Origin of the sequence: Thauera sp. WB-2, from assembly GCF_027594845.1 — a bacterium.
Lineage (GTDB): Bacteria > Pseudomonadota > Gammaproteobacteria > Burkholderiales > Rhodocyclaceae > Thauera > Thauera mechernichensis.
Genome location: NZ_CP088935.1, coordinates 1,995,459 through 2,018,281, shown reverse-complemented (window position 1 = coordinate 2,018,281; position 22,823 = coordinate 1,995,459). Strand labels below are relative to the sequence as shown.

Genomic DNA, 22,823 nt, shown 5'->3' with positions numbered 1-22,823 from the left:
TGCCGTAGGCGCGACGCAAGTCGCGAGCTGTTCGCGGCCGCCCCCAAGCCCCATCGCCTTCAACCCCTCGCGGCTCGCGCCGCTCCCACGCGGGAGCGATGCGCGCCGCGGGGTGCCGTAGGCGCGACGCAAGTCGCGAGCCTTTCGCGGCCGCCCTCAAGCCCCATCGCCTTCAACCCCTCGCGGCTCGCGCCGCTCCCACGCGGGGGCGATACGCGCCGCGGGGTGCCGTAGGCGCGACGCAAGTCGCGAGCTGTTCGCGGCCGCCCCCGAGTCCCATCGCCCTCAACCCCTCGCGGCTCGCGCCGCGCCCACGCGGGGGCGATGCGCGCCGCGGGGTGCCGTAGGCGCGACGCAAGTCGCGAGCCTTTCGCGGCCGGCCCCGAGTCCCATCGCCTTCAACCCCTCGCGGCTCGCGCCGCTCCCACGCGGGGGCGATACGCGCCACGGGGTGCCGTAGGCGCGACGCAAGTCGCGAGCTGTTCGCGGCCGCCCCCGAGTCCCATCGCCCTCAACCCCTCGCGGCTCGCGCCGCTCCCACGCGGGGGCGATACGCGCCGCGGGGTGCCGTAGGCGCGACGCAAGTCGCGAGCCTTTCGCGGCCGGCCCCGAGTCCCATCGCCTTCAACCCCTCGCGGCTCGCGCCGCTCCCACGCGGGGGCGATACGCGCCACGGGGTGCCGTAGGCGCGACGCAAGTCGCGAGCTGTTCGCGGCCGCCCCCGAGTCCCATCGCCCTCAACCCCTCGCGGCTCGCGCCGCTCCCACGCGGGGGCGATACGCGCCGCGGGGTGCCGTAGGAGCGACGCAAGTCGCGAGCTGTTCGCGGCCGCCCCCAAGCCCCATCGCCTTCAACCCCTCGCGGCTCGCGCCGCTCCCACGCGGGGGCGATACGCGCCGCGGGGTGCCGTAGGAGCGACGCAAGTCGCGAGCTGTTCGCGGCCGCCCCCAAGCCCCATCGCCTTCAACCCCTCGCGGCTCGCGCCGCGCCCACGCGGGGGCGATGCGCGCCGCGGGGTGCCGTAGGCGCGACGCAAGTCGCGAGCCTTTCGCGGCCGCCCCCGAGTCCCATCGCCCTCAACCCCTCGCGGCTCGCGCCGCGCCCACGCGGGGGCGATACGCGCCGCGGGGTGCCGTAGGCGCGACGCAAGTCGCGAGCCTTTCGCGGCCGGCCCCGAGTCCCATCGCCCTCAACCCCTCGCGGCTCGCGCCGCTCCCACGCGGGGGCGATACGCGCCACGGGGTGCCGTAGGCGCGACGCAAGTCGCGAGCCTTTCGGGCATCGGCATCCGTGCAGGCGTTCAGCTCAGCAACAGCTTGTCGTCGTCGATTTCCTCGCCGCGCACCTTCTCGAACATCGCCAGCAGGTGATGCACGTCGAGGCCCTCGCGCTCCTCGCCCGCCACGTCGAGCACTACCCTGCCCTGATGCAGCATCACCGTGCGCTGGCCGACGTCGAGCGCCTGGCGCATGGAGTGCGTGACCATCATCGTGGTGAGCTTGTGCTCGGCGACGATGCGCACGGTGAGCTCGAGCACGAAGGCCGCGGTGCGCGGATCGAGCGCTGCGGTGTGCTCGTCGAGCAGCAGCAGGCGCGACGGCCGCAGCGCCGCCATCAGCAGGCTCACTGCCTGGCGCTGGCCGCCGGAGAGCAGGCCGATGCGATCGGACAGGCGGTTCTCCAGGCCGAGGCCAAGGGTCGAGAGCTGAGCGCGAAACTCCTCGCGCAGCGCCGGCTTGACGGCAAACGAGAAGCCGCGACGCTCGCCGCGCATGCTGGCGAGCGCCATGTTCTCCTCGATGGTCAGGTCCTCGCAGGTGCCCGCGAGCGGATCCTGAAACACGCGGGCGACGTGGCGCGCCCGCGCCCACACCGGCTGCCGGGTCATGTCGATGCCGTCGATCTCGATCCTGCCACTGTCGACCTTCTGCTCGCCGGAGACGGCGTTGAGGAAGGTCGACTTGCCGGCGCCGTTGGAGCCGATGACGGTGACGAACTGCCCGGTCGGGATCTCGAGCGACATGCCGCGCAGGGCCTGGGTCTCGATCGGCGTACCGGGGTTGAAGGTCAGGCGCAGATCCTGAACGTTGAGCATGTCAGCCTCCCTTCCTGCCGGACCAGTGGGCACGCAGCCTGGGCACCACGAGCGCGACGGTGACGAGCAACGCGGTGACGAGGTTGAGGTCCTGCGCCTGCAGGCCGATGAAGTCGGAGTTGAGCGCGACCGCGATGAAGAAGCGATACACGATGGCGCCGACGATGACCGCGATCGTCGCCAGGTAAAGCTTGCGCGAAGGCAGCAGGCTCTCGCCCACGATCACCGCCGCCAGGCCGATGACGATGGTGCCCACGCCCATCGAGATGTCGGCCCCGCCCTGGGTCTGCGCGAACAGCGCCCCGGCCAGGCCGACGAGCGCGTTCGACAGTGCCATGCCGGCGAGCACCGCCAGCCCGGTGTTGACGCCCTGCGCGCGCGCCATGCGCGCGTTGGAACCGGTGGCGCGGATGGCCAGCCCGGTCTGGGTGGAAAAGTAGGCATCGAGCCCCAGCTTCACGACGATCACGATCAGCACCAGCAGCAGCGGGCGGAACACGTAGTCCACCAGCGCCTCGGGCTGGAGCAGGTTGAATACCGTCGGCTCCATGATCAAGGGCACATTGGGCTTGCCCATGATGCGCAGGTTGATCGAGTAGAGCGCGATCATCATCAGGATGCTGGCGAGCAGATCCATGATCTTGAGGCGCACATTGAGCCAGCCGGTGATCATGCCAGCCGCGGCACCTGCCAGCGTGGCGGCAATGGTGGCGGTAAAGGGGTCCTGGCCGGCTGCGATCATGGTCGCGGCAACGGCGCCGCCGAGCGGGAAGCTGCCATCGACGGTAAGGTCAGGGAAGCGCAACAGGCGGAAGGAAATGTACACGCCCAGCGCGACCAGGCTGAAGATCAGGCCGATCTCCAGTGCCCCGAGCAAGGTGTAGAGCGACATGGGAAATAACCGTTTGAGGATGGGCGACGAGGAAACCCCGCCGCGAACACCCGGGGCGACTGCACCGCGGCAGTCGCGTACCGGGCTTGCAGCCGCTTACTCGACGACCTGGGCGGCGTCCTTGATGAGCGCCTCCGACAGCGTGATGCCCTGGCGACGGGCGGCGGCCGGGCTCACATGGAGGTCGAGCCTGTTGCTGGTTTCCGAGGCGATGTCGCCCGGCTTCTCGCCCTTGAGGATGCGCGCCACCATGTGGCCGGTCTGCACGCCGAGCGCCTTGTAGTCCATGCCATAGGCGGCGACGGCGCCACGCTTGACGCTGTCGGTGTCTGCAGCCACCAGCGGGATGCCGGCATCCATGCCGACCTTGACCAGGGCCTCATAGGCCGACACCACGTTGTTGTCGGTGCTGGTGTAGAACACATCGACCTTGCCGATCAGGCTGCGCGCGGCAGAGCCGACGTCAACCGAACGCGGCGCGGCGGCCTCGACCAGGCTCATGCCGTACTTGGGCAGCAGTTCGCGCATGCGCTCGAGCACCACCACCGAGTTGGCCTCGCCCGGGTTGAAGACCATGCCGACACGCTTGGCCTCGGGCGTCACGCGCTTGATCAGCTCGATCTGCTTGTCCAGCTCGAGCGCATCGGACACGCCCGTGACGTTGGTGCCCGATGCGGCCAGCGACGGCACCAGCTTGGCGGCGACCGGGTCGGTCACTGCGGAATACACCAGCGGGATGTTGCGCGTTGCCGCAGCCACGGCCTGGGCCGAAGGCGTGGCGATGGCGACGATGACGTCGACGCGGTCACCGATGAACTTGCGCGCGATCTGCGCCGCCGTGCCGGTGTTGCCCTGCGCGCTCTGGTACTGCCACTTGAGGTTCTTGCCCTCTTCGAAACCCGCCTCGGCCAAGCCTTGCTTGACGCCATCGCGCACGGCGTCGAGCGCCGGATGCTCGACGATGGCGGTGATGGCCACCGACTTCTGCTGCGCATGGGCTGGCGTGCCCAGCGCAAATGCCAGTGCCAGGGCGCCGAACAGTGCGGCGCGGGTCATCTCGAAGCGCATCGAAAACTCCTTGCTGGCCATATCGGCCCGAAAATGATCTGCAGACTCGGCCTGCGACAGCGCCGGCCAAAGCGCGTGAGTGTACCGGGCCCGCCCGGTTTCCGCGACAGCAAAGACGAGGCTGCCAGCGGACGACGCCCTGGGTGCAGGGCGCGCGCTTGCGCCTGAAGCTGTATTTTTTTACAGTCAACCTGTGACTCCGCAACATGCCGAACTCCACTGCCTCAGCAATTTCAGCTTCCAGCGCGGCGCCTCGCACCCCGAGGAGCTCGTGGCGCAGGCGGCGGCCTTCGGCTACACCGCCATCGCCCTCACCGACGAATGCTCGCTCGCGGGCGTGGTACGTGCCCACCGTGCGCTGCAAGCCCTGCCTGCCGACGCACGGCCGCAGCTGATCATCGGCAGCGAGCTTCAACTTGCCGACGGCCCCTGCATCGTGCTGCTGGCCGCCACGCGCGCCGGCTATGGCCAGCTGTCTCGCCTCATCACCCAGGCCCGGCGCGCAGCAGACAAGGGGCGCTACCACCTCACCCGCAACATGGTCGAGGCTGCCTGCCGCGAGGGGCTGCAGACCGACTGCCTGGCGCTGCTGGTCGCGCCGGCGGCATTTCCGCCCCGCACCGGCGTTGACGCTGCCAGCACGGCACTGGCGGCCGATGCCGCGTGGCTGGCGCGCTGCTATCCCGGCCGCAGCTGGCTGACGGTGACGGTGCGGCTCGATGGCCGCGACCGCGCCCGCATCACCCTGCTGCGCCGCATCGCTCGCACCACCGGGGTGTCCGCGGTCGCCGCCAGCGCCGCACTCATGCACGACGCCGCGCGCCGTCCACTGGCCGACGTGATGACCGCGCTGCGCCTGCACTGCAGCGTCGCCGAGGCCGGACTCGCACTCGCCCCCAATGCGGAGCTGCGCCTGCACGATCGCGACACCCTCGCCCGCCGCTACCCCCCCGCTCTGCTCGCCGAGACCCTCGCGGTCGCCGCACGCTGCAGCTTCAGCCTCGACGAACTGCGCTACGAGTACCCGGCCGAGCTCGTCCCCGCAGGCGAGACTCCGGCGAGCTGGCTGCGTCGGCTGGTGGAAGGCGGGCTGTGCTGGCGCTACCGCGGACAGGCCGGCCACGCCGCCGCCGAACCCGCGGCGGGCGAGCTGCCGCCCGCCGCTGCCGATGACCCTGCCCCACCCCAGGTGCGCCGGCAGATCGAGTACGAGCTCGCCCTCATCGTCGAGCTCGGCTACGAGCCCTACTTCCTCACCGTGCATGACATCGTCCGCTTCGCCCGCAGCGTGGGCATCCTGTGCCAGGGCCGCGGCTCGGCGGCGAATTCGGTGGTGTGCTGGGCACTGGGCATCACCGAGGTCGATCCGACATTGGGCATCATGCTGGTCGAGCGCTTCATCTCGCGCGAGCGCAACGAACCACCCGACATCGACGTCGATTTCGAGCACGACCGCCGCGAGGAGGTCATCCAGTACATCTACCGCAAGTACGGCCGCGAACGCGCAGCGCTGGCTGCCACCGTAATCAGCTACCGGGCGCGCAGCGCCCTGCGCGACGTCGGCCGTGCCCTCGGCCTGGACGAGGCGCAGATCGAGCGCCTTACGCGCGAGCACCACTGGTTCGACGGCCGTCGCATCCTGCCCGAGCGCCTGCAGGAAGCGGGCTTCGACCCCACCAGTCCGGTCACCCGGCGCCTGGTCGCACTCACCGAGGAACTCATCGGCTTTCCGCGCCATCTGTCGCAGCATGTCGGCGGTTTCGTCATCGCCCGCGGCCGGCTCGACGAACTGGTGCCGGTCGAGAATGCCGCCATGCCAGAACGCACCGTGATCCAGTGGGACAAGGACGACCTCGACGCCGTCGGCCTGATGAAGATCGACGTGCTCGCGCTCGGCATGCTGTCCGCACTGCGCCGCGGCCTGGCCCTGGTGTCGGCCTGGCGCGGGCAGGCACTGACGCTGGCGAGCATCCCGCGCGAGCAGCCCGCGGTGTACGCGATGCTGTCGCGCGCCGACTCGATCGGCGTGTTCCAGGTCGAGTCGCGCGCGCAGATGACCATGCTGCCGCGCTTGAGGCCACGCCGCTTCTACGACCTGGTGGTGGAGGTCGCCATCGTGCGCCCCGGCCCGATCCAGGGCGGCATGGTCCATCCCTACCTGCACGCGCGCGAACGCGACGCGCGCGGCGAGGACCCCATGGACGGGCTGCGCCCGGAGATCCGCGGCGTACTGGCGCGCACGCTCGGGGTGCCGATCTTCCAGGAACAGGTGATGCAGCTGGCGGTGGTGGCCGCCGGCTTCACCGGCGGCGAGGCTGACCAGCTGCGCCGAGCGATGGGCGCCTGGCGGCGCAAGGGCGAACTCGAGCGCTATCGCGAACAGCTCCTCGCCGGGCTGGCGAAAAACGGCTACGACGCCGACTTTGCCCAACGCCTGTGTCAGCAGATCGAAGGCTTCGGCAGCTACGGCTTTCCCGAGTCGCACGCTGCCAGCTTCGCGCTGCTGGTGTACGCCTCGGCGTGGATGAAGTGCTTCGAGCCCGCCGCCTTCCTGGCCGCCCTGCTCAACAGCCAGCCGATGGGTTTCTATTCCCCCTCGCAGCTCATCCAGGACGCACGCCGGCATGGCGTCGAGGTGCGCACGGCCGATGTATGCGCCAGCGACTGGGACTGCACGCTCGAAGCCGTCCCGCCCGCCAGCACGGACACAGCCGATGCCGCTCAAGCTGCTGCACAAGCGGCCGTGCGCCTTGGGCTGCGCATGATCCATGGCCTGGGCCGGGATGCGGCCACCCGCATCGTGGCAGCGCGCCACGAACGCCGCTTTGCCGATACGCAGGACCTCGCGCTGCGCACCGGGCTCGACGGCGGCACGCTGCGCAGCCTGGCGGGCGCCGGCGCGCTCGCCAGCCTCGCCGGCCACCGCCGCCAGGCACTGTGGCAGGCGAGTGGCGCGCCGCCGCTACCCGGCCTGCTGGCCGCGGCACCGGGCGGAGATGCAGCCGCCGAACTCGCCGCCCCGGATGAAGCCGAAGACCTGCTCGCCGACTATGCGCGCCTGGGCTTCACCCTCGGCCGCCACCCCTTGTCCTTCGTTCGCAAGCAGCTCGCCCGGCTGCGCTTTCTCACTGCCGCCGATATCGCAACTGCGCCCGACCGCATGCTGGCCCGCGGCGCGGGCCTGGTCACCTGCCGCCAGCGTCCGGGCACCGCCAAGGGGACGCTGTTCGTCACCCTGGAGGACGAAACCGGGCTCACCAACGTCATCGTGCGCCCCGAGTTGTTCGAGTTGCAGCGCCGCATCCTGCTCGGCGCGCAGCTGATGGGCGTGTTCGGCCAGGTCAGCCGCCAGGGACGCGTCGTGCACCTGGTGGCAAGCCGGGTGGTGGACCACTCCGCCCTGCTCGGCACGCTCGCAGCCCGCAGCCGCGACTTTCATTGAGTGCGCCGCAATCAGGACGCCTGCGCCGCCTCGCGCCGCTGGCGCAGCGCCAGCCACACCAGGGCCGCGCCCGTCAGCCCTACCGGGATCAGCGAACCGAGGTTGAGCAGCGCCCAGCCCTGGGTCGTGACCAGGGCGCCTGAGGCGAACGAGGTCAGCGCCATGACTGCGAACACCGCAAAGTTGATCGCCGCCTGTGCCTTGTCCTTCTCTTCCGGCCGGTAGGCCTGCATCGCCAGCGTGGTGCTGCCGGTGAACAGGAAGTTCCAGCCCACGCCGAGCAGGAACAGGCCGATCAGGAACTGGTGCAGGCCCTGCCCCGACAGCGCTACGAAGATGCAGGCGAAGTTGAGCGCAACCCCCACGCCCATGATCTGCAGCACGCCGAAGCGCTTGATGAGGTGCCCGGTGAAGAAACCGGGGGCGAACATGCCGATCACGTGCCACTCCAGCACCAGCGCAGCATCCGAGAACGGCATGCCGCACACGTCCATCGCCAGCGGCGTCGCCGCCATCAGCAGGTTCATCACCCCATAGCCCAGCGCCGCCCCCATCGTGGACACGACGAACACCGGCTGGCGCATGATCTCGGCGAGCGGGCGGCCGCCGTCTGCACCCGCCTTGCGCGCCGGCTCGGGCGGAAACGCGATGCCGCGCATGACCGCCATGGAGACCAGCGCCACCACGGCAAGCGCGAGGTAGGAGCCCAGGAAAGGGGCGCCCATCGACTCGCGGGTGTAGTTGGCCAGGTTGGGGCCGATCACCGCCCCGATCAGGCCGCCCGCCAGCACCAGCGACACCGCCTTCTCGCGGAACGAGGCCGGCGCCAGTTCAGCCGCAGCAAAACGGTAGAGCTGACCGTTCGCGCTGTAGTAGCCCGCCACCAGCGTGCCTGCCACCAGCAGCCAGAAGCTGCCGATCGACAGCGCAAAGGCGCACAGCAGCGCGGTCACGAAGGCTACCGCCAGGCCCAGTTGGAAGGACACCTGCCGCCCCCAGCGCCGCTGGGTACGGGCCACCAGGCCGGTCGACAGCGCGCCGCCAACCACGTAGCCCATGACTGGCAGAGTCGCCATCCAGGCCACCGGCGCCAGCGACAAGCCCACCAGGCCGTTGATGGCGATGAAGACCACGTTGTTGGTCAGGAACAGGCCCTGGGCGATGGCCAGCAGCCAGAGGTTCTTCTTCATGAGCAATTTCTTGTTTTCTGATTGGGAATGGAACTGTATCGCTTAATGCGACGGACGTCGTGCCTCAGCGTGCCAACTCGGCCAGATCTAGACGACCGGTCTAGTAGCACGTATGATCCGCCTCCATGAGTTCGCGCCACACCGATACCCGTCAGCACATCCTCGATACCGGCAACCGCATCATTGCGGCCAAGGGCTTCTCGTGCGTCGGCCTTGCAGAGCTGCTGCAGGCCTCGGACGTGCCCAAGGGCTCGTTCTATCACTACTTCAAGTCGAAGGAGGCCTTCGGCCAGGCCTTGCTGCAGGACTACTTCGACAACTACCTGGGCCAACTCGACACCCTGCTCGGCATGCCCGGGCTGGACGGCAAGACACGACTCCTGCGCTATTTCGGCCAGTGGCGCAGTACGCAGGGGCAGGAGAACTGCGACGAACAGAAATGTCTCGTGGTCAAGCTCGGCGCCGAGGTGGCGGACCTGTCGGAAGCGATGCGACTCACGCTGCGCGACGGCACCGACCGCATCATCGGCCGCCTCGCTGGCTGCGTGTCGAGCGGCGTCGCCGACGGCTCGCTGCCGGCGCTCGATCCGCTGGCCACGGCTCGCATGCTGTACCAGCTCTGGCTCGGTGCCAGCCTGCTCGCCAAACTGCACCGCGACGAAAGCCCGCTCGAACACGCCTGGGCGGCCACCCAAGGCCTGCTCGAACCCTGATCATTTTGCCTGAACTCTAGACGACCAGTCTAATTCCTACCTCTCAAAGGCCGCACATGAGGCCACACCCAAGGCGGCAACAGGAGCCCACATGCTGAACTTCGACTACTACAACCCTACCCGCATCGTCTTCGGCAAGGACAGCATCGCGCACATCGATGAGCTCGTCCCCGCCGACGCCCGCGTGCTGGTGCTGTACGGCGGTGGCAGCGCCGAACGCAACGGCACCCTCGCAGAGGTCGAAGCCGCGCTGGGCGCGCGCACCGTGCAGCGCTTCGGCGGCATCGAACCCAACCCGTCCTACGAAACCCTGATGGCTGCGGTCGAGCAGGTCCGCCGCGACAAGCTGGACTTCCTGCTCGCGGTCGGCGGCGGCTCGGTCATCGACGGTACCAAGTTCGTCGCCGCTGCAGTCAACTACCCGAACGAGCCCTGGGAGATTCTGGAAACGCGCGCCAAGCACCTCACCCAGGCGCTGCCCTTGGGCTGCGTGCTGACCCTGCCCGCCACCGGCTCGGAGATGAACTGCTTCTCGGTCGTCACCCGCAAATCGCTGCAGGCGAAGCTCGGCTTCGGCAGCCCGCTGGTGTTCCCGCGCTTCTCGGTGCTCGACCCGGTCAAGACCTTCACCCTGCCCCCGCGTCAGATCGCCAATGGCGCGGTCGATGCCTTCGTGCATGTGATGGAGCAGTACATGACCTACCCGGTCAACGCCCCTGTGCAGGACCGCTACGCCGAAAGCCTGCTGCAGACGCTGGTCGAAGTCGGCCCGCAGGCACTGGCCACGCCCGAAGACTACGATGTGCGCGCCAACCTGATGTGGGCCGCCACCCAGGCCCTCAACGGCCTGATCGGCGCCGGCGTGCCGCAGGACTGGGCGACCCATATGATCGGCCACGAGATCACCGCGCTGTACGGCCTCGACCACGCTCAGACCCTGGCCGTCGTGCTGCCCCGCCTGCTCCATCTGCGTCGCGAAGCCAAGCGCGCCAAGCTACTGCAGTTTGCCGCGCGCGTGTGGGACATCCACGCCGGCAGCGAGGACGAGCGCATCGACGCCGCCATCGCCCGCACGCGTGCCTTCTTCGAATCGCTCGGCGTCAACACCCGCCTGTCCGCCTACGGCATCGGCGCCGACGCGGTCGACCGCATCGTCGCCCAGCTCGAAGCCCACGGCATGACCGCACTCGGCGAACATCGCGACATCGACCTCGCCGCCAGCCGCCGCATCCTCGAGGCCTGCTTCTAAGCACTGCCCCCAGCCCCATACGACTCACACAAGAACCCCAGGAGAGGATCACGCATGACCGCACTGTTCCAGCCCTTCAGGCTCAAGGACGTCACCCTGCGCAACCGCATCGCCATTCCGCCGATGTGCCAGTACATGGCCACAGATGGCGTCGTCAATGATTGGCATGCGGTGCATTACCCGTCGCTCGCACGCGGCGGCGCCGGTCTCGTCATCGTCGAGGCCACCGCCGTCTCGCCGGAGGGCCGGATCACGCCTGGCTGCCTGGGTCTGTGGAACGACACCCAGGCCGCGGCGCTCGCCCCCATCGCCGCGTCCATCAAGGCGGCCGGCGCCGTAGCCGGCATCCAGATCGGCCACGCCGGCCGCAAGGCCAGCGCCAACCGCCCGTGGGAGGGCGACGACCACATTGCCGAGGGCGACCCGCGCGGCTGGGCGACAATCTCGCCCTCGGCCCTTGCCTTCGGCGCCCACCTGCCGAAAGCGCCCAAGGCGATGACGCTGGACGACATCGCCCGCGTGCGCGCCGACTTTGTCGCTGCCGCCCGCCGCGCACGCGACGCCGGCTTCGAATGGCTGGAACTGCACTTCGCCCACGGCTACCTCGGCCAGAGCTTCTTCTCGGTACATGCGAACCAGCGCGACGACGCCTACGGCGGCAACGCGGTTAACCGCGGCCGCTTCCTGCTCGAGACGCTCGCCGCCGTGCGCGAGGTGTGGCCCGAGCACCTGCCGCTGACCGCGCGCTTCGGCGTCATCGAATACGACGGCCGCGACGAGGAAACGCTGGCGGAGTCGATCGAGCTCGCACGCAATTTCAGGCAGGGCGGGCTCGACCTGCTGAGCGTCAGCGTCGGCTTCTCGACCCTGCAGGCCAACATCCCCTGGGGCCCGGCCTTCCTCGCCCCCATCGCCGGCCGTGTTCGCGCCGAGGCAGGCCTGCCCGTCGCCGCGGCATGGGGCATCGACGATCCGCAGATCGCCGATGGTACGGTCTCCAGGGGCCAGCTCGACCTCGTCATGGTCGGCCGTGCCCATCTCGCCAATCCGCACTGGCCGATGCAGGCCGCGCGCGCATTGAAGATCGACCGCCCCACCTGGGTGCTGCCTGCACCGTACGCGCATTGGCTGGAGCGTTACGGCACCCGCTGAGCCACGGGATAGCCCACGGTCGGCGGCGAGGCGCTCAGCCGCCGACCGCCAGCGCCAGGCGGCGTACGGCCTCGGCGACGTTGTCCTCATCCAGGTTGCCGTAGCCCAGCACCAGCCCGTTGCAGCGCACGGGTGGCCTGGCGTAGGCGGACAGCGCCCTCACGCCCAGGCCCAGCACGGCGGCGCGTTGCGCCACCGCCCCGTCGGCAACAGCGTCGGGCAGGCGCATCACCAGATGCAGCCCGGCTTCTCCTCCGGACAGCTCAACGTCCTGTCCGAAGACTTGCTGCATGGCCGAGCGCAGCGCCGCCTGCCGGCCGTTGTAGCGCGCACGCATACGGCGCAGGTGGGTTGTATAGTGGCCGCGCTGGATGAAGTCGGCCAGCGCACGCTGCTCGATGCCCTGCCCCGCGCGCGTGGCCAGCGCTGCGGCATGAACGAAGTCGGCCGCGATGGTTTGCGGCAGCACCAGGTAGCCCAGGCGAAGGCCGGGATACAGCGTCTTGCTGAAGGTGCCGGCGTAGACGACCGGTGCATCGGGCTGCAGGCCGAACAGCGCGGGCGGCGCCGGGCCGGCGCGGCGGAACTCGCTGTCGTAGTCGTCCTCGATGATCCACGCCCCGGCTTCGCGGGCACGCTCGATCAATGCCAGGCGGCGCGACAACGGCATTACGCGGCCGCTGGGATACTGGTGCGAGGGCGTCACCATGATCAGACGCGGCCGATGGCGGCCCCAGTCGTCCTCGTCCGGGGCCATTCCCTGCGCATCGACGGGAACGTCATGCACCCGCAGCCCGGCCAGCCCGAAGGCTACGCGGGCAGCGAGATAGCCCGGGTTTTCGGCCCACGCCGTGTCGCCATGATCGGCCAGCAAGCGCGCGCAGAGATCGAGCGCAGCCTGCGTGCCGCTGGTGACGACGATCTGACCGGCTGCCACGGCCAAGCCTCGTACGCTGGTGAGATGGCCCGCCAGTGCCTCTCGCAGCAGCGCATCACCGCCATGTGCGGCATAGCCCAGCTGGCGCCAGCCGGCATCGCGCCACGCACGCTCCAGGCAGGCGCGCCAGCTGCGGAACGGGAAGGCGCCGAAATCCGGCACTCCGGGCGAGAACGGTAACGCCTCGGCATCACGCGCGGGTTCGCGCCGCACCGCCAGCGCGGCCCGTTCGGCAAGCCCTGGCGCGTTCGTGGCCGCCACTGCAGCCGGTCGCGCCGCGCACGGCGCCGGCAGCGGCGCCACGCGGGTGCCCTGACGGTCGGCGACCAGACAGCCCTCGGCAACCAGCTGCTCGTAGGCAAACAGCACCGTGTTGCGCGCAATACCCAGCGTCGCCGCCAGGCTTCGGCTGGCTGGCAGGCGCGTCCCGGCGGGAAGCCGCCCCGCCAGCACAGCCTCGCGCAAACGCAGATAGAGCATGCGCTGGCGCGGGATGGCCTCGGCGCCCGCGCCACCTCCCTCACCGGGCGTGGTCCCAGGCACGGTCTCGGGCGAGAGCAGGGCCAGCAGCCAGTCGAACTCCATCGTGGCTCCATTGAGAGTGGTCGTTGTGGCACCACGCAAGGTACCACCGATACCCTAGGATGGCGCCATCGAAACCACTGCGAGCACCTTGCCATGCCCCAATCCGCCTCAGCCGCCGCCCCATCCTCCCGTGCCCGCATCCGCCGCCTGCCCGAGCGCGCGCACTACGATGCGAGCACGGTCGCCGCCATCGTCGACGCGGCCATGATCTGTACCGTCGCCTTCCAGATCGACGGCGTCGTGCATGCGATCCCCACAATCCACTGGCGCGAGGGCGATCATCTCTACATCCACGGCGCCAAGGCCTCGCGCATGCTGAAGGCGCTGACCGCAGGCGAGGCCTGTGTGACGATCGCACTGGCCGACGGGCTGGTACTGGCGCGTTCGGCGATGCATCACTCGATGAACTACCGCTCGGTGGTCATCTATGGCCGTTTCGAACTGGTGACCGACCCCGCACACAAACTCGGCAGCCTGCGCGCCTTCATCGAAGGCTTCTACCCCGGCCGCTGGGACACGCTGCGCCCGATCTCCGACAAGGAGCTCAACGCCACCGGCCTGCTGCGGATCGCGCTAGCCGAGGCCTCGGCCAAGGTGCGCGACTGGGGCGTCAAGGACGATGCGGAAGATCTCGACTGGCCGGTGTGGGCAGGCGTGATCCCGCTCCGCACGGCAACTGGCGAGCCGCTGACGGAGGCCGACAGCGTCGGCGAGCGCGTGCCGGCGACCCGCTTCGGCTGAATGCAGGCGCGGTGTCAGGCGCGACGGCGGGGGCCACCAAAGGGACGACGGCCTTGCGGACGGCGCGGGCGGTCGTCGTCATCGCGCTTGGGCTTGGGCATCAGCAGGTTCTTGCCACCCTGCTGTGCGAGCGCGGCATGCGCCGCAAGGGCGGCCTCGAACTGCGCCTCGCTGACGACGACGGCCGCGCTCGCGGCAGGTGCCTTGTAGGCAGACAGTCTCTCGCGCACGAGAAAGACACGCTCATCGCTCTCCGCCTTCTTCGGCAGACCGGATGCCATCTCCTGAGCGGCCGGCGCAAGGGCGTAGCCGTCGCCCGCAGCCACCAGCAGGCCATGCGTGGAGAGTTGCTCGAATGCACTCGCCCATGCTCTGGGTGCGGTCACGGGGCAGCCCATGAACTCGGCGGCAGCCACGATCTCCGCCAGCGCCGCTGGCCGCCTCTTCGAAGCCATGAAGGTGGCCAGCAGCAGCTGGGCGTCGGTATCGTGAATGGGGTACATGCGGAGCCTTGTTTCCGGTTATCGGGGAGTGAGGGGCGCCATGATGCCTGAGGGCGGACGATCGGACACGACCAAGTCAATGCGCGCCGACGTCCTTGCCGCCTGATGCCGCCTCAACCTTTGCGCCAAAGCGCCGGCTCAGCCGACCTGGCAGGCGAGCCCCTTCAGGTACTCGCCTTCGGGCACGGCCAGCCCAATTGGATGGTCGGGTGCGGCTGCCAGGCGGTAGATGATGCGCGCATCGACACCGGCATCGTTGGCCGCGCCTGCGACGATCTTCTGGAACAGTTCCTGGCCGATACCGCCCGAGCAGGAGTAGGTCATCAGGATGCCGCCCGGGTTGAGCAGGCGGAAACCGAACAGGTTGATGTCCTTGTAGGCACGCGCAGCACGCTCGGCGTGTGCGGCCGAAGGCGCGAACTTGGGCGGATCGAGGACGATCAGGTCGAACCTGCGGCCTTCGTCCTTGAGCGCGCGCAGCGCCTTGAACACGTCGGCCTCGTGCCATTCGGCACGGCTGGCATCGAGCTGCGGGTTGAGCGCGAGGTTGCGTTGCGCCGACGCCAGCGCCGGCCCCGAGGAGTCGATCGACAACACCGACTTCGCCCCGCCGGCCAGCGCCTGCAGCGAGAAGCCGCCGGTGTAGCAGAAGCAGTTGAGCACCTCGCGCCCGGCGGCGAGTTGGCCGGTCAGCAGGCGGTTGTCGCGCTGGTCGAGGTAGAAGCCGGTCTTGTGGCCGCCTTCCACGTCCACCTCCATGCGCACCCCGTTCTCGACGATGGTCAGCCCGCCCGCCGGAAGTTCGCCATGCACGCAGCCGGTACGCGGTTCGAGGCCCTCCAGGCCGCGCACTTCGGAGTCCGAGCGCTCGTAGATCGCCGCACAGCCGGTGGCCTGCACCAGCCCGGCGACAATGGCCTCGCGCCATTTGTCCGCGCCTGCGCTGGTGAGCTGCAGCACCACGACATTGCCGTAGCGGTCGGCGATCACCCCGGGCAGGCCGTCGGATTCGCCATGGATCAGGCGCACGCCTTCCTGCCCCTTCAGCGCGGGAATCGCGGAGCGGCGCGCGACCGAAGCCGCTACCGCACGCTTGAAGAAGGCATGGTCGATCGCCGCCTCGGCCTCGAAGCTCCACACCCGCGCGCGGATCTGCGATTCGGGCGACCACGCCGCGCGCGCCAGCGCCTTGCCCTCGGCCGTCACCACCGTCACCGTGTCGCCCGGCCGCGCGCGGCCGTCGAGACGGTCGACCGACCCGGCGAAGATCCAGGGGTGGCGGCGGAACAGCGAGCGTTCCTTGCCGGGCTTGAGGATGAGTTGGGCCATGGGGTTCCGGGTGATATCGCGTAAGTCAGGCCGCGGAGTGTACCGGGTCATGCGGCATTGGCCCATAGCGAGCGCACGCTTGAGGCAGCGCCCTGGATTGTTCCGCTATTTCGATATCCCCCATGCGATGGCTATACTCCCCGGCACTTTCACCGTAGGGGAGACCTGACACATGAAGCTCGAAACCATTGCCGTGCATGGCGGCTACTCGCCCGACCCCACCACCAAGGCCGTCGCGGTGCCGATCTACCAGACCACCTCGTACGCCTTCGACGACACCCAGCACGGCGCGGATCTCTTCGACCTCAAGGTGCAGGGCAACATCTACACCCGCATCATGAACCCGACCACCGCGGTGCTCGAACAGCGCGTCGCCGAACTGGAAGGCGGCATCGGCGCGCTGGCCGTGGCCTCGGGCATGTCGGCGATCACCTACGCGATCCAGACCATCGCCGAAGCCGGTGACAACATCGTTTCGGCGTCGACGCTGTACGGCGGCACCTACAACCTGTTCGCCCACACCCTGCCGCAGTTCGGCATCCAGGTGCGTTTCGCCGACTACCGCGACCCAGAGAGCTTCGCTGCGCTGATCGATGAGCGCACCAAGGCGATCTTTTGCGAATCGGTCGGCAACCCGCTGGGCAACGTCACCGACATCGGCCGCCTGGCCGAGATCGCCCACAAGGCCGGCGTGCCGCTGATCGTCGACAACACCGTGCCTTCGCCCTACCTGTGCCGTCCCTTCGAGCACGGTGCCGACATCGTGGTACACGCACTCACCAAGTACCTTGGCGGCCACGGCAACTCGATCGGCGGCATCATCGTCGATTCGGGCAAGTTCCCGTGGGCAGAGCACAAGGCGCGCTTCAAGCGCCTGAACGAGCCGGACGTGTCCTACCACGGCGTGGTCTATACCGAAGCGCTCGGCGCAGCGGCCTTCATCGGCCGTGCGCGCGTCGTGCCGCTGCGCAATACCGGCGCGGCGATCTCGCCGTTCAACAGCTTCCTGATCCTGCAGGGCATCGAAACGCTGGCACTGCGCATGGACCGCATCTGCACCAACACCATCAAGGTGGCCGAGTACCTGAAGAAGCACGCCAAGGTCGACTGGGTGAACTATGCAGGCCTGGCCGACCACGCCGACCACGGCCTGGTGCAGAAGTACATGGGTGGCCGCGCCTCGGGCATCCTGTCGTTTGGCGTGAAGGGCGGGCTCGAAGCCGGCGGCCGCTTCCAGGACGCCCTCAAGCTCATCACTCGCCTGGTCAACATCGGCGACGCCAAGTCACTCGCCTGCCACCCGGCCTCGACCACCCACCGCCAACTGTCGCCGGCGGAACTGGCCAAGGCCGGCGTATCGCCCGACATGGTGCGCCTGTCGATCGGCATCGAGCACATCGACGACATCATCGCCGACCTGGAGCAGGCGCTGGCCGCGGTCTGACCCCACCTGCCGTCGCCAGCGCGACGGCCGCAATCGCTTTCGACGCCACCTCCGGGTGGCGTCCTATTTGTAGAGGAGCCCGAATGCTCGCAGTGCTGCAACGCGTCTGCGAAGCGCGCGTGATCGTCGACGGTGAAACAATCGGCGAGATCGGCCCAGGCCTGCTCACGCTGGTGTGCGCCGAGCGCGGCGACACCCCCGCCGAGGCCGACAAACTGCTCGCCAAGGTGCTGAAGCTGCGCATCTTTTCCGACGCCGCAGGCAAGATGAACCGCTCGGTGCAGGATGTGGAAGGCGGCCTGCTGATCGTCAGCCAGTTCACCCTCGCTGCCGACACCGCGGGCGGCAACCGCCCGAGCTTCACCAACGCCGCTGCCCCTCACGCCGGCAAGGCGCTGTACGAACATTTCGTCACCCGGGCGCAGGCGGCGCATCCCGTCGTCCAGACCGGGTGCTTCGCCGCCAACATGAAGGTGGAGCTGGTCAACGACGGGCCGGTGACGATTCCGCTGCGGGTTGCGCCGCCCGCCTGATCATCAGCCCCCCATCATCAGACCTTTGCCGTCTTCCAGCGGCCACGGCTGAACAGCCACAGCGTAAACAGCCCGACCGCGGTCTCCGACACGAACACCCCCCAGAACACACCCGAGTGCGCCCACCCCAGGGGCAGTGCTAGCGCCCAGGCGAGCGGGATCTGGATCAGCCAGAAGAACACGAGGTTGATCCAGGTCGGCGTCATCGTGTCGCCCGCGCCGTTGAAGGCCTGCACCGACACCATCCACCAGCCATAGACGAAGTAGGAATACGCCAGAATGGCCAGCCACTCGCCACCGATGGCGATGACCTGCGGGTCATCGGAAAACAGTGCGACGAGTTCGTCGTGGAGCAAGAAGAAGGCCACCGACACGGCGAGCGTGAAGGCCATGTTCATCCAGCCGATACGCCACACGGCGGCCTCTGCGCGCTCGGGCTCGCCCGCGCCGAGGTTCTGCCCGACCAGCGTGGCCGCAGCATTGGACATGCCCCAGGCCGGCATCAGCGTAAACATCATGATGCGTATCGTGATCGTCGCCCCGGCAACCGCTTCTGTCGATACGCTGGCGAGGATGCGCATCAGGAAGATCCACGCCGTCATCGAAACAATCATCTGTCCAATGCCGCCCAGTGAGGTGTGCACGATCTGCATCAGGGTGGCACCATGCCAGCGCAGGCTGGCTCGGCAGATACGCAAGTGTTCGCTGCCGCGCACAAGGATCCACAGCTGCATCAGCACGCCCACGCCACGGCCGATGTTGGTTGCGATCGCCGCGCCCTCTATGCCGAGCGCCGGGATCGGCCCGAGACCGAAGATCAGGATCGGATCGAGCACGATGTTCAAGGCGTTTGCGACCCACAGCACGCGCATCGCCGCCGCTGCATCGCCCGCACCGCGAAAGATGGCGTTGATGACGAACAACAGCATGATCACCGCGTTGCCGCCGAGCATCCACTGGGTGTAGCGGTAGCCGTGCTCGACGGCCCAGGCGTCGGCCCCCATCAAGCGCAGCAGATCCTGCGCCCAGACGATACCCACCACGGCAAACGGCAGCGACACCAGTACCGCCACCGCGATGGCCTGCACCGCCGACAGTGCGGCCTCGTCGCCCCGATGCTCGCCGACCCGCCGCGCGACGATCGCCGTGACTGCCATCGCCAGCCCCATCGCGATCGAGTAGAGCAGGAACAGATAGGTCTCGGTCAGGCCGACGGCCGCCACCGCGGACGAGCCGAGCTTGGCGACGAAGAAGATGTCGACCACTGCGAAGGTCGACTCGAGCACCAGCTCCAGCATCATTGGCACGGCCAGCAGGAACACCGCGCGCTTGAGCGGAATGCGCGTGTAGTCGGCGTTGGTGCCGCGCAGCGCGGCGCGCAGGTCGGCCCACAGGCTCGTGGGTGCTCCGCCAGGGAGCTTATGCGTTTCAGCCTCCGGAGCCGTCTCGCGCGAGGTCATACCACCGCCCGCTGTAACGCAGGGATCATGTCGGAGCTCCAGGGGTGTGAGGTTTTCAAGGGTTGAGCCAGCCGCGGCACTGCGACTGCGGGCGGCCAGGGTACAGTCTGACTGGCTCGAGGTTCAAGCGCACAGACGTACCGGCGGTGAGCCCCCGACCGGTGCCTCGGGAATGCCCGCAAGGGCATAATAGGCAGCTCCTTCCCCCTGGTGGAGACAGCCCCCATGAAGCTCTATTTCAAGCCCGGCGCGTGCTCGCTGAGCCCGCACATCGCCCTTGAAGAGTCCGGACTCGACTACGAGACGGAATCGGTCGACCTCAAGACCAAGCGCACGGCCCAGAACGAAGATTTCAATGTCATCAACCCGAAGGGCTACGTCCCTGCCCTGCTGCTCGACGATGGCGTGCTGCTGACCGAAGGGCCGGCGATCCTGCAGTACATCGCAGACCAGGCCCCCGGCAGGAAGCTCGCCCCCGCCAACGGCACGATCGCCCGCTATCTGCTGCAGGGCTGGCTCAACTTCATCGCCACCGAGCTGCACAAGTCCTTCAGCCCGTTCTTCAACCCGGCCGCAAAGGACGACTGGAAGGCGCTGGCACGCGCCAACCTCGAACGCCGGCTGGGCTACACCGACGCCCAACTGGCCGGCAAGGCGTATCTGATGGGCGATGACTTCAGCGTCGCCGACGCCTATCTGTTCACCGTCCTGAGCTGGGCGCGCTATATCCAGCTCGACCTCGCGCAGTGGCCTCACCTGAGCGCCTTTGTGGCACGTGTATCCGAGCGTCCGGCAGTCCAGGCCGTGCTGAAGACCGAAAGCCTCGGCTGAGCCCCGCCACCGCATCCGCCCCCCGCCGCCTTCTCCCTCACCGTGCGGGCGGTGCGGTGCCAAGACAGCGATCCCAGAACAAGGTCAGCGTCCCGAACGCCCGCTCGGCGTCGCACTGATGGTGGTAGGCGTGATGCGCGCACAGGCGCGCCAGCCCCGCGCCCGCACCAGCCGGTGCATGCAGCCTCACATGCACGCTCTCCTGCACGACCTGCCCCAACAGTAGCCCCGCGGACAATGGGCCGGCCATCCCGTCCGCCCCGAGCAGCAGCACAGGCACCCCCAGGACCGCCAGCAACAACCCCAGGCTGAAGGCGACCGGTACCCGGATCGGGCCCGATGGGTCGGCGTGGTGGGCCAGATGCCAGGTACGAAAGGGCTCGATGCGATGCAGCACGAAACGGTGCAGGACATACTCGAGCAGGGTCCAGCCAGCCAGGCCGGCGAGCGCGCCGACAAGGGCTGGCCAGCGCCAGAGCGACACAGGCCACCACACCACGAGCCCGGCAAGACCCAGCAAGGGGAATGCAAGTGAGACGGGATAGGGCCATTCGAAGCGCGTGATGTGGCGCATCGGCAGCAAGGCCTCCACTTGAGAAGGATGAGGTTGGATCGCACTCCTTTCTTTATAGACTGCAGCGCTTGACTATATCGCACCATTTTCGTACTCTTTGAACACAGACCCCGGAACCCACAGACATGTTGCGCATCAGCAAGCTCACCGACTACGGCACGCTCATCCTCACCCACATGGCCCGCGACCCCGCCAGGGTGTTCAGCGCCGCGGGGCTGGCCGACGCGCTTGGGCTGGGAGTGCCGACGGTCAGTAAGGTCCTCAAGACGCTTGGACGCAGTGCGCTTGTCACCAGCCAGCGCGGCGCGCAGGGCGGCTACAGCCTGGCGCGCCCGCCGCAGCAGATCAGCGTCGCCGAAATCATCGACGCACTCGAGGAGCACCCTTTCGGGCTCACCGAGTGCAGTGCGAGCAGCGGCCTGTGCAATATGGAAGACGGTTGCCGCATCCGTGACAACTGGCTTCGCATCAACAAGGTGGTGCGCCACGCACTCCAGGACGTCAGCGTCGCCGACATGATCCAGCCGCAGGGCTGCGGCAAGGGTCCGGACGAACACCTCATCCTCGGCCCGCACGCAGTAGCCACCGACAAGGAGAAGCGAGCATGAACGCCCCCACGAGAAACGAAGCACTCGGTGCCTTTCTGGAGCAGGACTACGTTGCCGGCTTCGAAACCCGGCTCGAGGCCGACACCGTGCCCAAGGGGCTGTCCGAAGACGTCATCCGCACGATCTCGGCGCGCAAGGGCGAGCCGGAATGGCTGCTCGACTGGCGGCTCGAGGCCTATCGCCACTGGCTGACGATGACGCCGCCGCTCTGGGCCGCGGTGCAGTTTCCGCCGGTCGACTTCCAGGACATCGTCTATTACTCGGCACCCAAGTCGAAGACGGACGGCCCCAAGAGCCTGGACGAGGTCGATCCGGAACTGCTGCGCACCTTCGAGAAGCTCGGCGTGCCGCTGCACGAACGCGCACGCCTGGCTGGCGTGGCGGTGGATGCGGTGTTCGACTCGGTGAGCGTGGCCACCACCTTCAAGAAGGAGCTGGGCGAGCACGGCATCGTGTTCTGTTCGTTCTCCGAGGCGGTGAAGGAGCACCCGGCGCTGGTGCGCCAGTACCTCGGCACGGTGGTGCCGCCGGGCGACAACTTCTACGCTGCGCTCAACTCCGCAGTGTTCTCCGACGGCTCCTTCGTCTTCATCCCCAAGGGCGTGAAATGCCCGATGGAGCTGTCGACCTACTTCCGCATCAACGCCCGCGATACCGGCCAGTTCGAGCGCACGCTGATCATCGCCGAGGAAGGCGCCTCGGTCAGTTATCTCGAAGGCTGTACCGCGCCGATGCGCGACGAGAACCAGCTCCACGCCGCGGTGGTGGAGCTGATCGCGCTCGACGACGCCAAGATCAAGTATTCCACCGTGCAGAACTGGTACCCGGGCGACAAGGACGGCAAGGGCGGCATCTACAACTTCGTCACCAAGCGCGGCGACTGTCGCGGCGCGCGCTCGCACATCTCCTGGACGCAGGTCGAGACCGGCTCGGCGATCACCTGGAAGTACCCGAGCGTGATCCTGCGCGGCGACGACTCGGTGGGCGACTTCCACTCGGTGGCGCTGACCAACAACCTGCAGCAGGCCGACACCGGCACCAAGATGATCCACATGGGGCGCAACACCCGCAGCACCATTCTCAGCAAGGGCATCTCGGCCGGGCGCGGCAGCAACACTTTCCGCGGCCTGGTACGCGTCACGCCCAAGGCGGAAGGTGCGCGCAACTACACGCAGTGCGACTCGCTGCTGATCGGCGATCGCTGCGCGGCGCACACCTTCCCCACCATCGAGGTACGCCACCCCACAGCGCATGTCGAGCACGAGGCCACCACCTCGCGCATCGGCGAGGACCAGCTCTTTTATGCGATGCAGCGCGGCATCAGTGCAGAGGACGCTGTGTCGATGATCGTCAATGGCTTCTGCCGCGAGGTGTTCAAGGAACTGCCGATGGAATTCGCGGTGGAAGCGCAGAAATTGCTGGGCGTGAGCCTCGAAGGCAGTGTCGGCTAAACCGAAATGGGATAGATCGGCCCCGC

At 68.4% G+C, this 22,823-nt stretch carries 19 protein-coding genes; 10 read left to right on the top strand and 9 right to left on the bottom strand.

The features are described 5' to 3' along the window. Nucleotides 1-1,300: 1,300 nt before the first annotated feature. The 3 genes from LQF09_RS09210 to LQF09_RS09200 form a co-directional block, all read right to left on the bottom strand. Nucleotides 1,301-2,095 (bottom strand): ABC transporter ATP-binding protein, encoded by a 795-nt coding sequence (locus tag LQF09_RS09210; RefSeq protein WP_270069763.1) that lies wholly within the window; start codon nt 2,093-2,095, stop codon nt 1,301-1,303. A 1-nt stretch (nt 2,096) separates the two neighbouring features. Continuing rightward, nucleotides 2,097-2,987 (bottom strand): ABC transporter permease, encoded by an 891-nt coding sequence (locus LQF09_RS09205; protein WP_002927806.1) that lies wholly within the window; start codon nt 2,985-2,987, stop codon nt 2,097-2,099. A gap of 96 nt (nt 2,988-3,083) precedes the next feature. Further along, nucleotides 3,084-4,076 carry an ABC transporter substrate-binding protein gene (locus LQF09_RS09200; RefSeq protein ID WP_002927800.1) on the bottom strand — a complete coding sequence of 331 codons (993 nt, stop codon included), beginning with the start codon at nt 4,074-4,076 and terminating at the stop codon, nt 3,084-3,086. A gap of 172 nt (nt 4,077-4,248) precedes the next feature. On the opposite strand from LQF09_RS09200, the gene LQF09_RS09195 reads away from it, so the two are divergent. Next, nucleotides 4,249-7,497 carry an error-prone DNA polymerase gene (locus LQF09_RS09195; RefSeq protein WP_270069762.1) on the top strand — a complete coding sequence of 1,083 codons (3,249 nt, stop codon included), beginning with the start codon at nt 4,249-4,251 and terminating at the stop codon, nt 7,495-7,497. 11 nt (nt 7,498-7,508) lie between these two features. Here LQF09_RS09195 and LQF09_RS09190 read toward each other — a convergent pair whose 3' ends face one another. Next, nucleotides 7,509-8,687 carry an MFS transporter gene (locus LQF09_RS09190; RefSeq protein WP_270069761.1) on the bottom strand — a complete coding sequence of 393 codons (1,179 nt, stop codon included), beginning with the start codon at nt 8,685-8,687 and terminating at the stop codon, nt 7,509-7,511. Nucleotides 8,688-8,812: 125 nt separating this feature from the next. On the opposite strand from LQF09_RS09190, the gene LQF09_RS09185 reads away from it, so the two are divergent. From LQF09_RS09185 to LQF09_RS09175, 3 genes are all read left to right on the top strand, one after another. Beyond that, nucleotides 8,813-9,400: a TetR/AcrR family transcriptional regulator gene (locus LQF09_RS09185; protein WP_002928341.1), complete on the top strand. Its 588-nt coding sequence runs from the start codon at nt 8,813-8,815 to the stop codon at nt 9,398-9,400. Nucleotides 9,401-9,491: 91 nt separating this feature from the next. Continuing rightward, nucleotides 9,492-10,649 (top strand): iron-containing alcohol dehydrogenase, encoded by a 1,158-nt coding sequence (locus tag LQF09_RS09180; RefSeq protein WP_270069760.1) that lies wholly within the window; start codon nt 9,492-9,494, stop codon nt 10,647-10,649. Between the two features lie 54 nt (nt 10,650-10,703). Then, a complete protein-coding gene (locus LQF09_RS09175; RefSeq protein ID WP_270069759.1) occupies nt 10,704-11,801 on the top strand; it encodes an NADH:flavin oxidoreductase/NADH oxidase in 1,098 nt (365 codons plus the stop codon). 34 nt (nt 11,802-11,835) lie between these two features. On the opposite strand, the gene pdxR is transcribed toward LQF09_RS09175, so the two are convergent. Then, nucleotides 11,836-13,323 (bottom strand): MocR-like pyridoxine biosynthesis transcription factor PdxR, encoded by a 1,488-nt coding sequence (gene pdxR / locus LQF09_RS09170; protein WP_270069758.1) that lies wholly within the window; start codon nt 13,321-13,323, stop codon nt 11,836-11,838. 93 nt (nt 13,324-13,416) lie between these two features. Between pdxR and LQF09_RS09165 the strand changes: the two genes are divergently transcribed. Continuing rightward, complete coding sequence (locus LQF09_RS09165; protein WP_002928334.1) at nt 13,417-14,064, top strand: pyridoxamine 5'-phosphate oxidase family protein; 648 nt, start codon at nt 13,417-13,419, stop codon at nt 14,062-14,064. A gap of 14 nt (nt 14,065-14,078) precedes the next feature. On the opposite strand, the gene LQF09_RS09160 is transcribed toward LQF09_RS09165, so the two are convergent. Next, on the bottom strand, nt 14,079-14,567 hold the full coding sequence (locus LQF09_RS09160; protein ID WP_002928332.1) for a hypothetical protein: 489 nt from the start codon (nt 14,565-14,567) through the stop codon (nt 14,079-14,081). Between the two features lie 138 nt (nt 14,568-14,705). After that, entirely contained in the window at nt 14,706-15,896 is a 1,191-nt protein-coding gene (locus LQF09_RS09155; RefSeq protein WP_002937210.1) for a class I SAM-dependent rRNA methyltransferase, read from the bottom strand. Nucleotides 15,897-16,068: 172 nt separating this feature from the next. Between LQF09_RS09155 and LQF09_RS09150 the strand changes: the two genes are divergently transcribed. Beyond that, a complete protein-coding gene (locus LQF09_RS09150) occupies nt 16,069-17,340 on the top strand; it encodes a bifunctional O-acetylhomoserine aminocarboxypropyltransferase/cysteine synthase (RefSeq protein ID WP_002937206.1) in 1,272 nt (423 codons plus the stop codon). Between the two features lie 83 nt (nt 17,341-17,423). Continuing rightward, entirely contained in the window at nt 17,424-17,873 is a 450-nt protein-coding gene (gene dtd, locus LQF09_RS09145) for a D-aminoacyl-tRNA deacylase (RefSeq protein WP_270069757.1), read from the top strand. A gap of 17 nt (nt 17,874-17,890) precedes the next feature. Here dtd and LQF09_RS09140 read toward each other — a convergent pair whose 3' ends face one another. Further along, entirely contained in the window at nt 17,891-19,333 is a 1,443-nt protein-coding gene (locus LQF09_RS09140) for an MATE family efflux transporter (RefSeq protein ID WP_270069756.1), read from the bottom strand. Nucleotides 19,334-19,558: 225 nt separating this feature from the next. On the opposite strand from LQF09_RS09140, the gene gstA reads away from it, so the two are divergent. Then, the gene (gstA, locus tag LQF09_RS09135; protein ID WP_270069755.1) at nt 19,559-20,164 is read left to right on the top strand and encodes a glutathione transferase GstA; all 606 of its coding nucleotides are present in this window, start codon (nt 19,559-19,561) and stop codon (nt 20,162-20,164) included. Nucleotides 20,165-20,201: 37 nt separating this feature from the next. Here the strand turns inward: gstA and LQF09_RS09130 are convergent, their stop codons facing one another. After that, on the bottom strand, nt 20,202-20,738 hold the full coding sequence (locus LQF09_RS09130) for a sterol desaturase family protein (protein ID WP_270069754.1): 537 nt from the start codon (nt 20,736-20,738) through the stop codon (nt 20,202-20,204). Nucleotides 20,739-20,863: 125 nt separating this feature from the next. Between LQF09_RS09130 and LQF09_RS09125 the strand changes: the two genes are divergently transcribed. Both LQF09_RS09125 and sufB read left to right on the top strand, forming a co-directional pair. Then, complete coding sequence (locus tag LQF09_RS09125) at nt 20,864-21,346, top strand: SUF system Fe-S cluster assembly regulator (protein ID WP_270069753.1); 483 nt, start codon at nt 20,864-20,866, stop codon at nt 21,344-21,346. Then, nucleotides 21,343-22,797: a Fe-S cluster assembly protein SufB gene (sufB, locus tag LQF09_RS09120; RefSeq protein WP_270069752.1), complete on the top strand. Its 1,455-nt coding sequence runs from the start codon at nt 21,343-21,345 to the stop codon at nt 22,795-22,797. Before LQF09_RS09125 ends, sufB begins: the two co-directional genes overlap by 4 nt. The last annotated feature ends 26 nt before the right edge of the window (nt 22,798-22,823 follow it).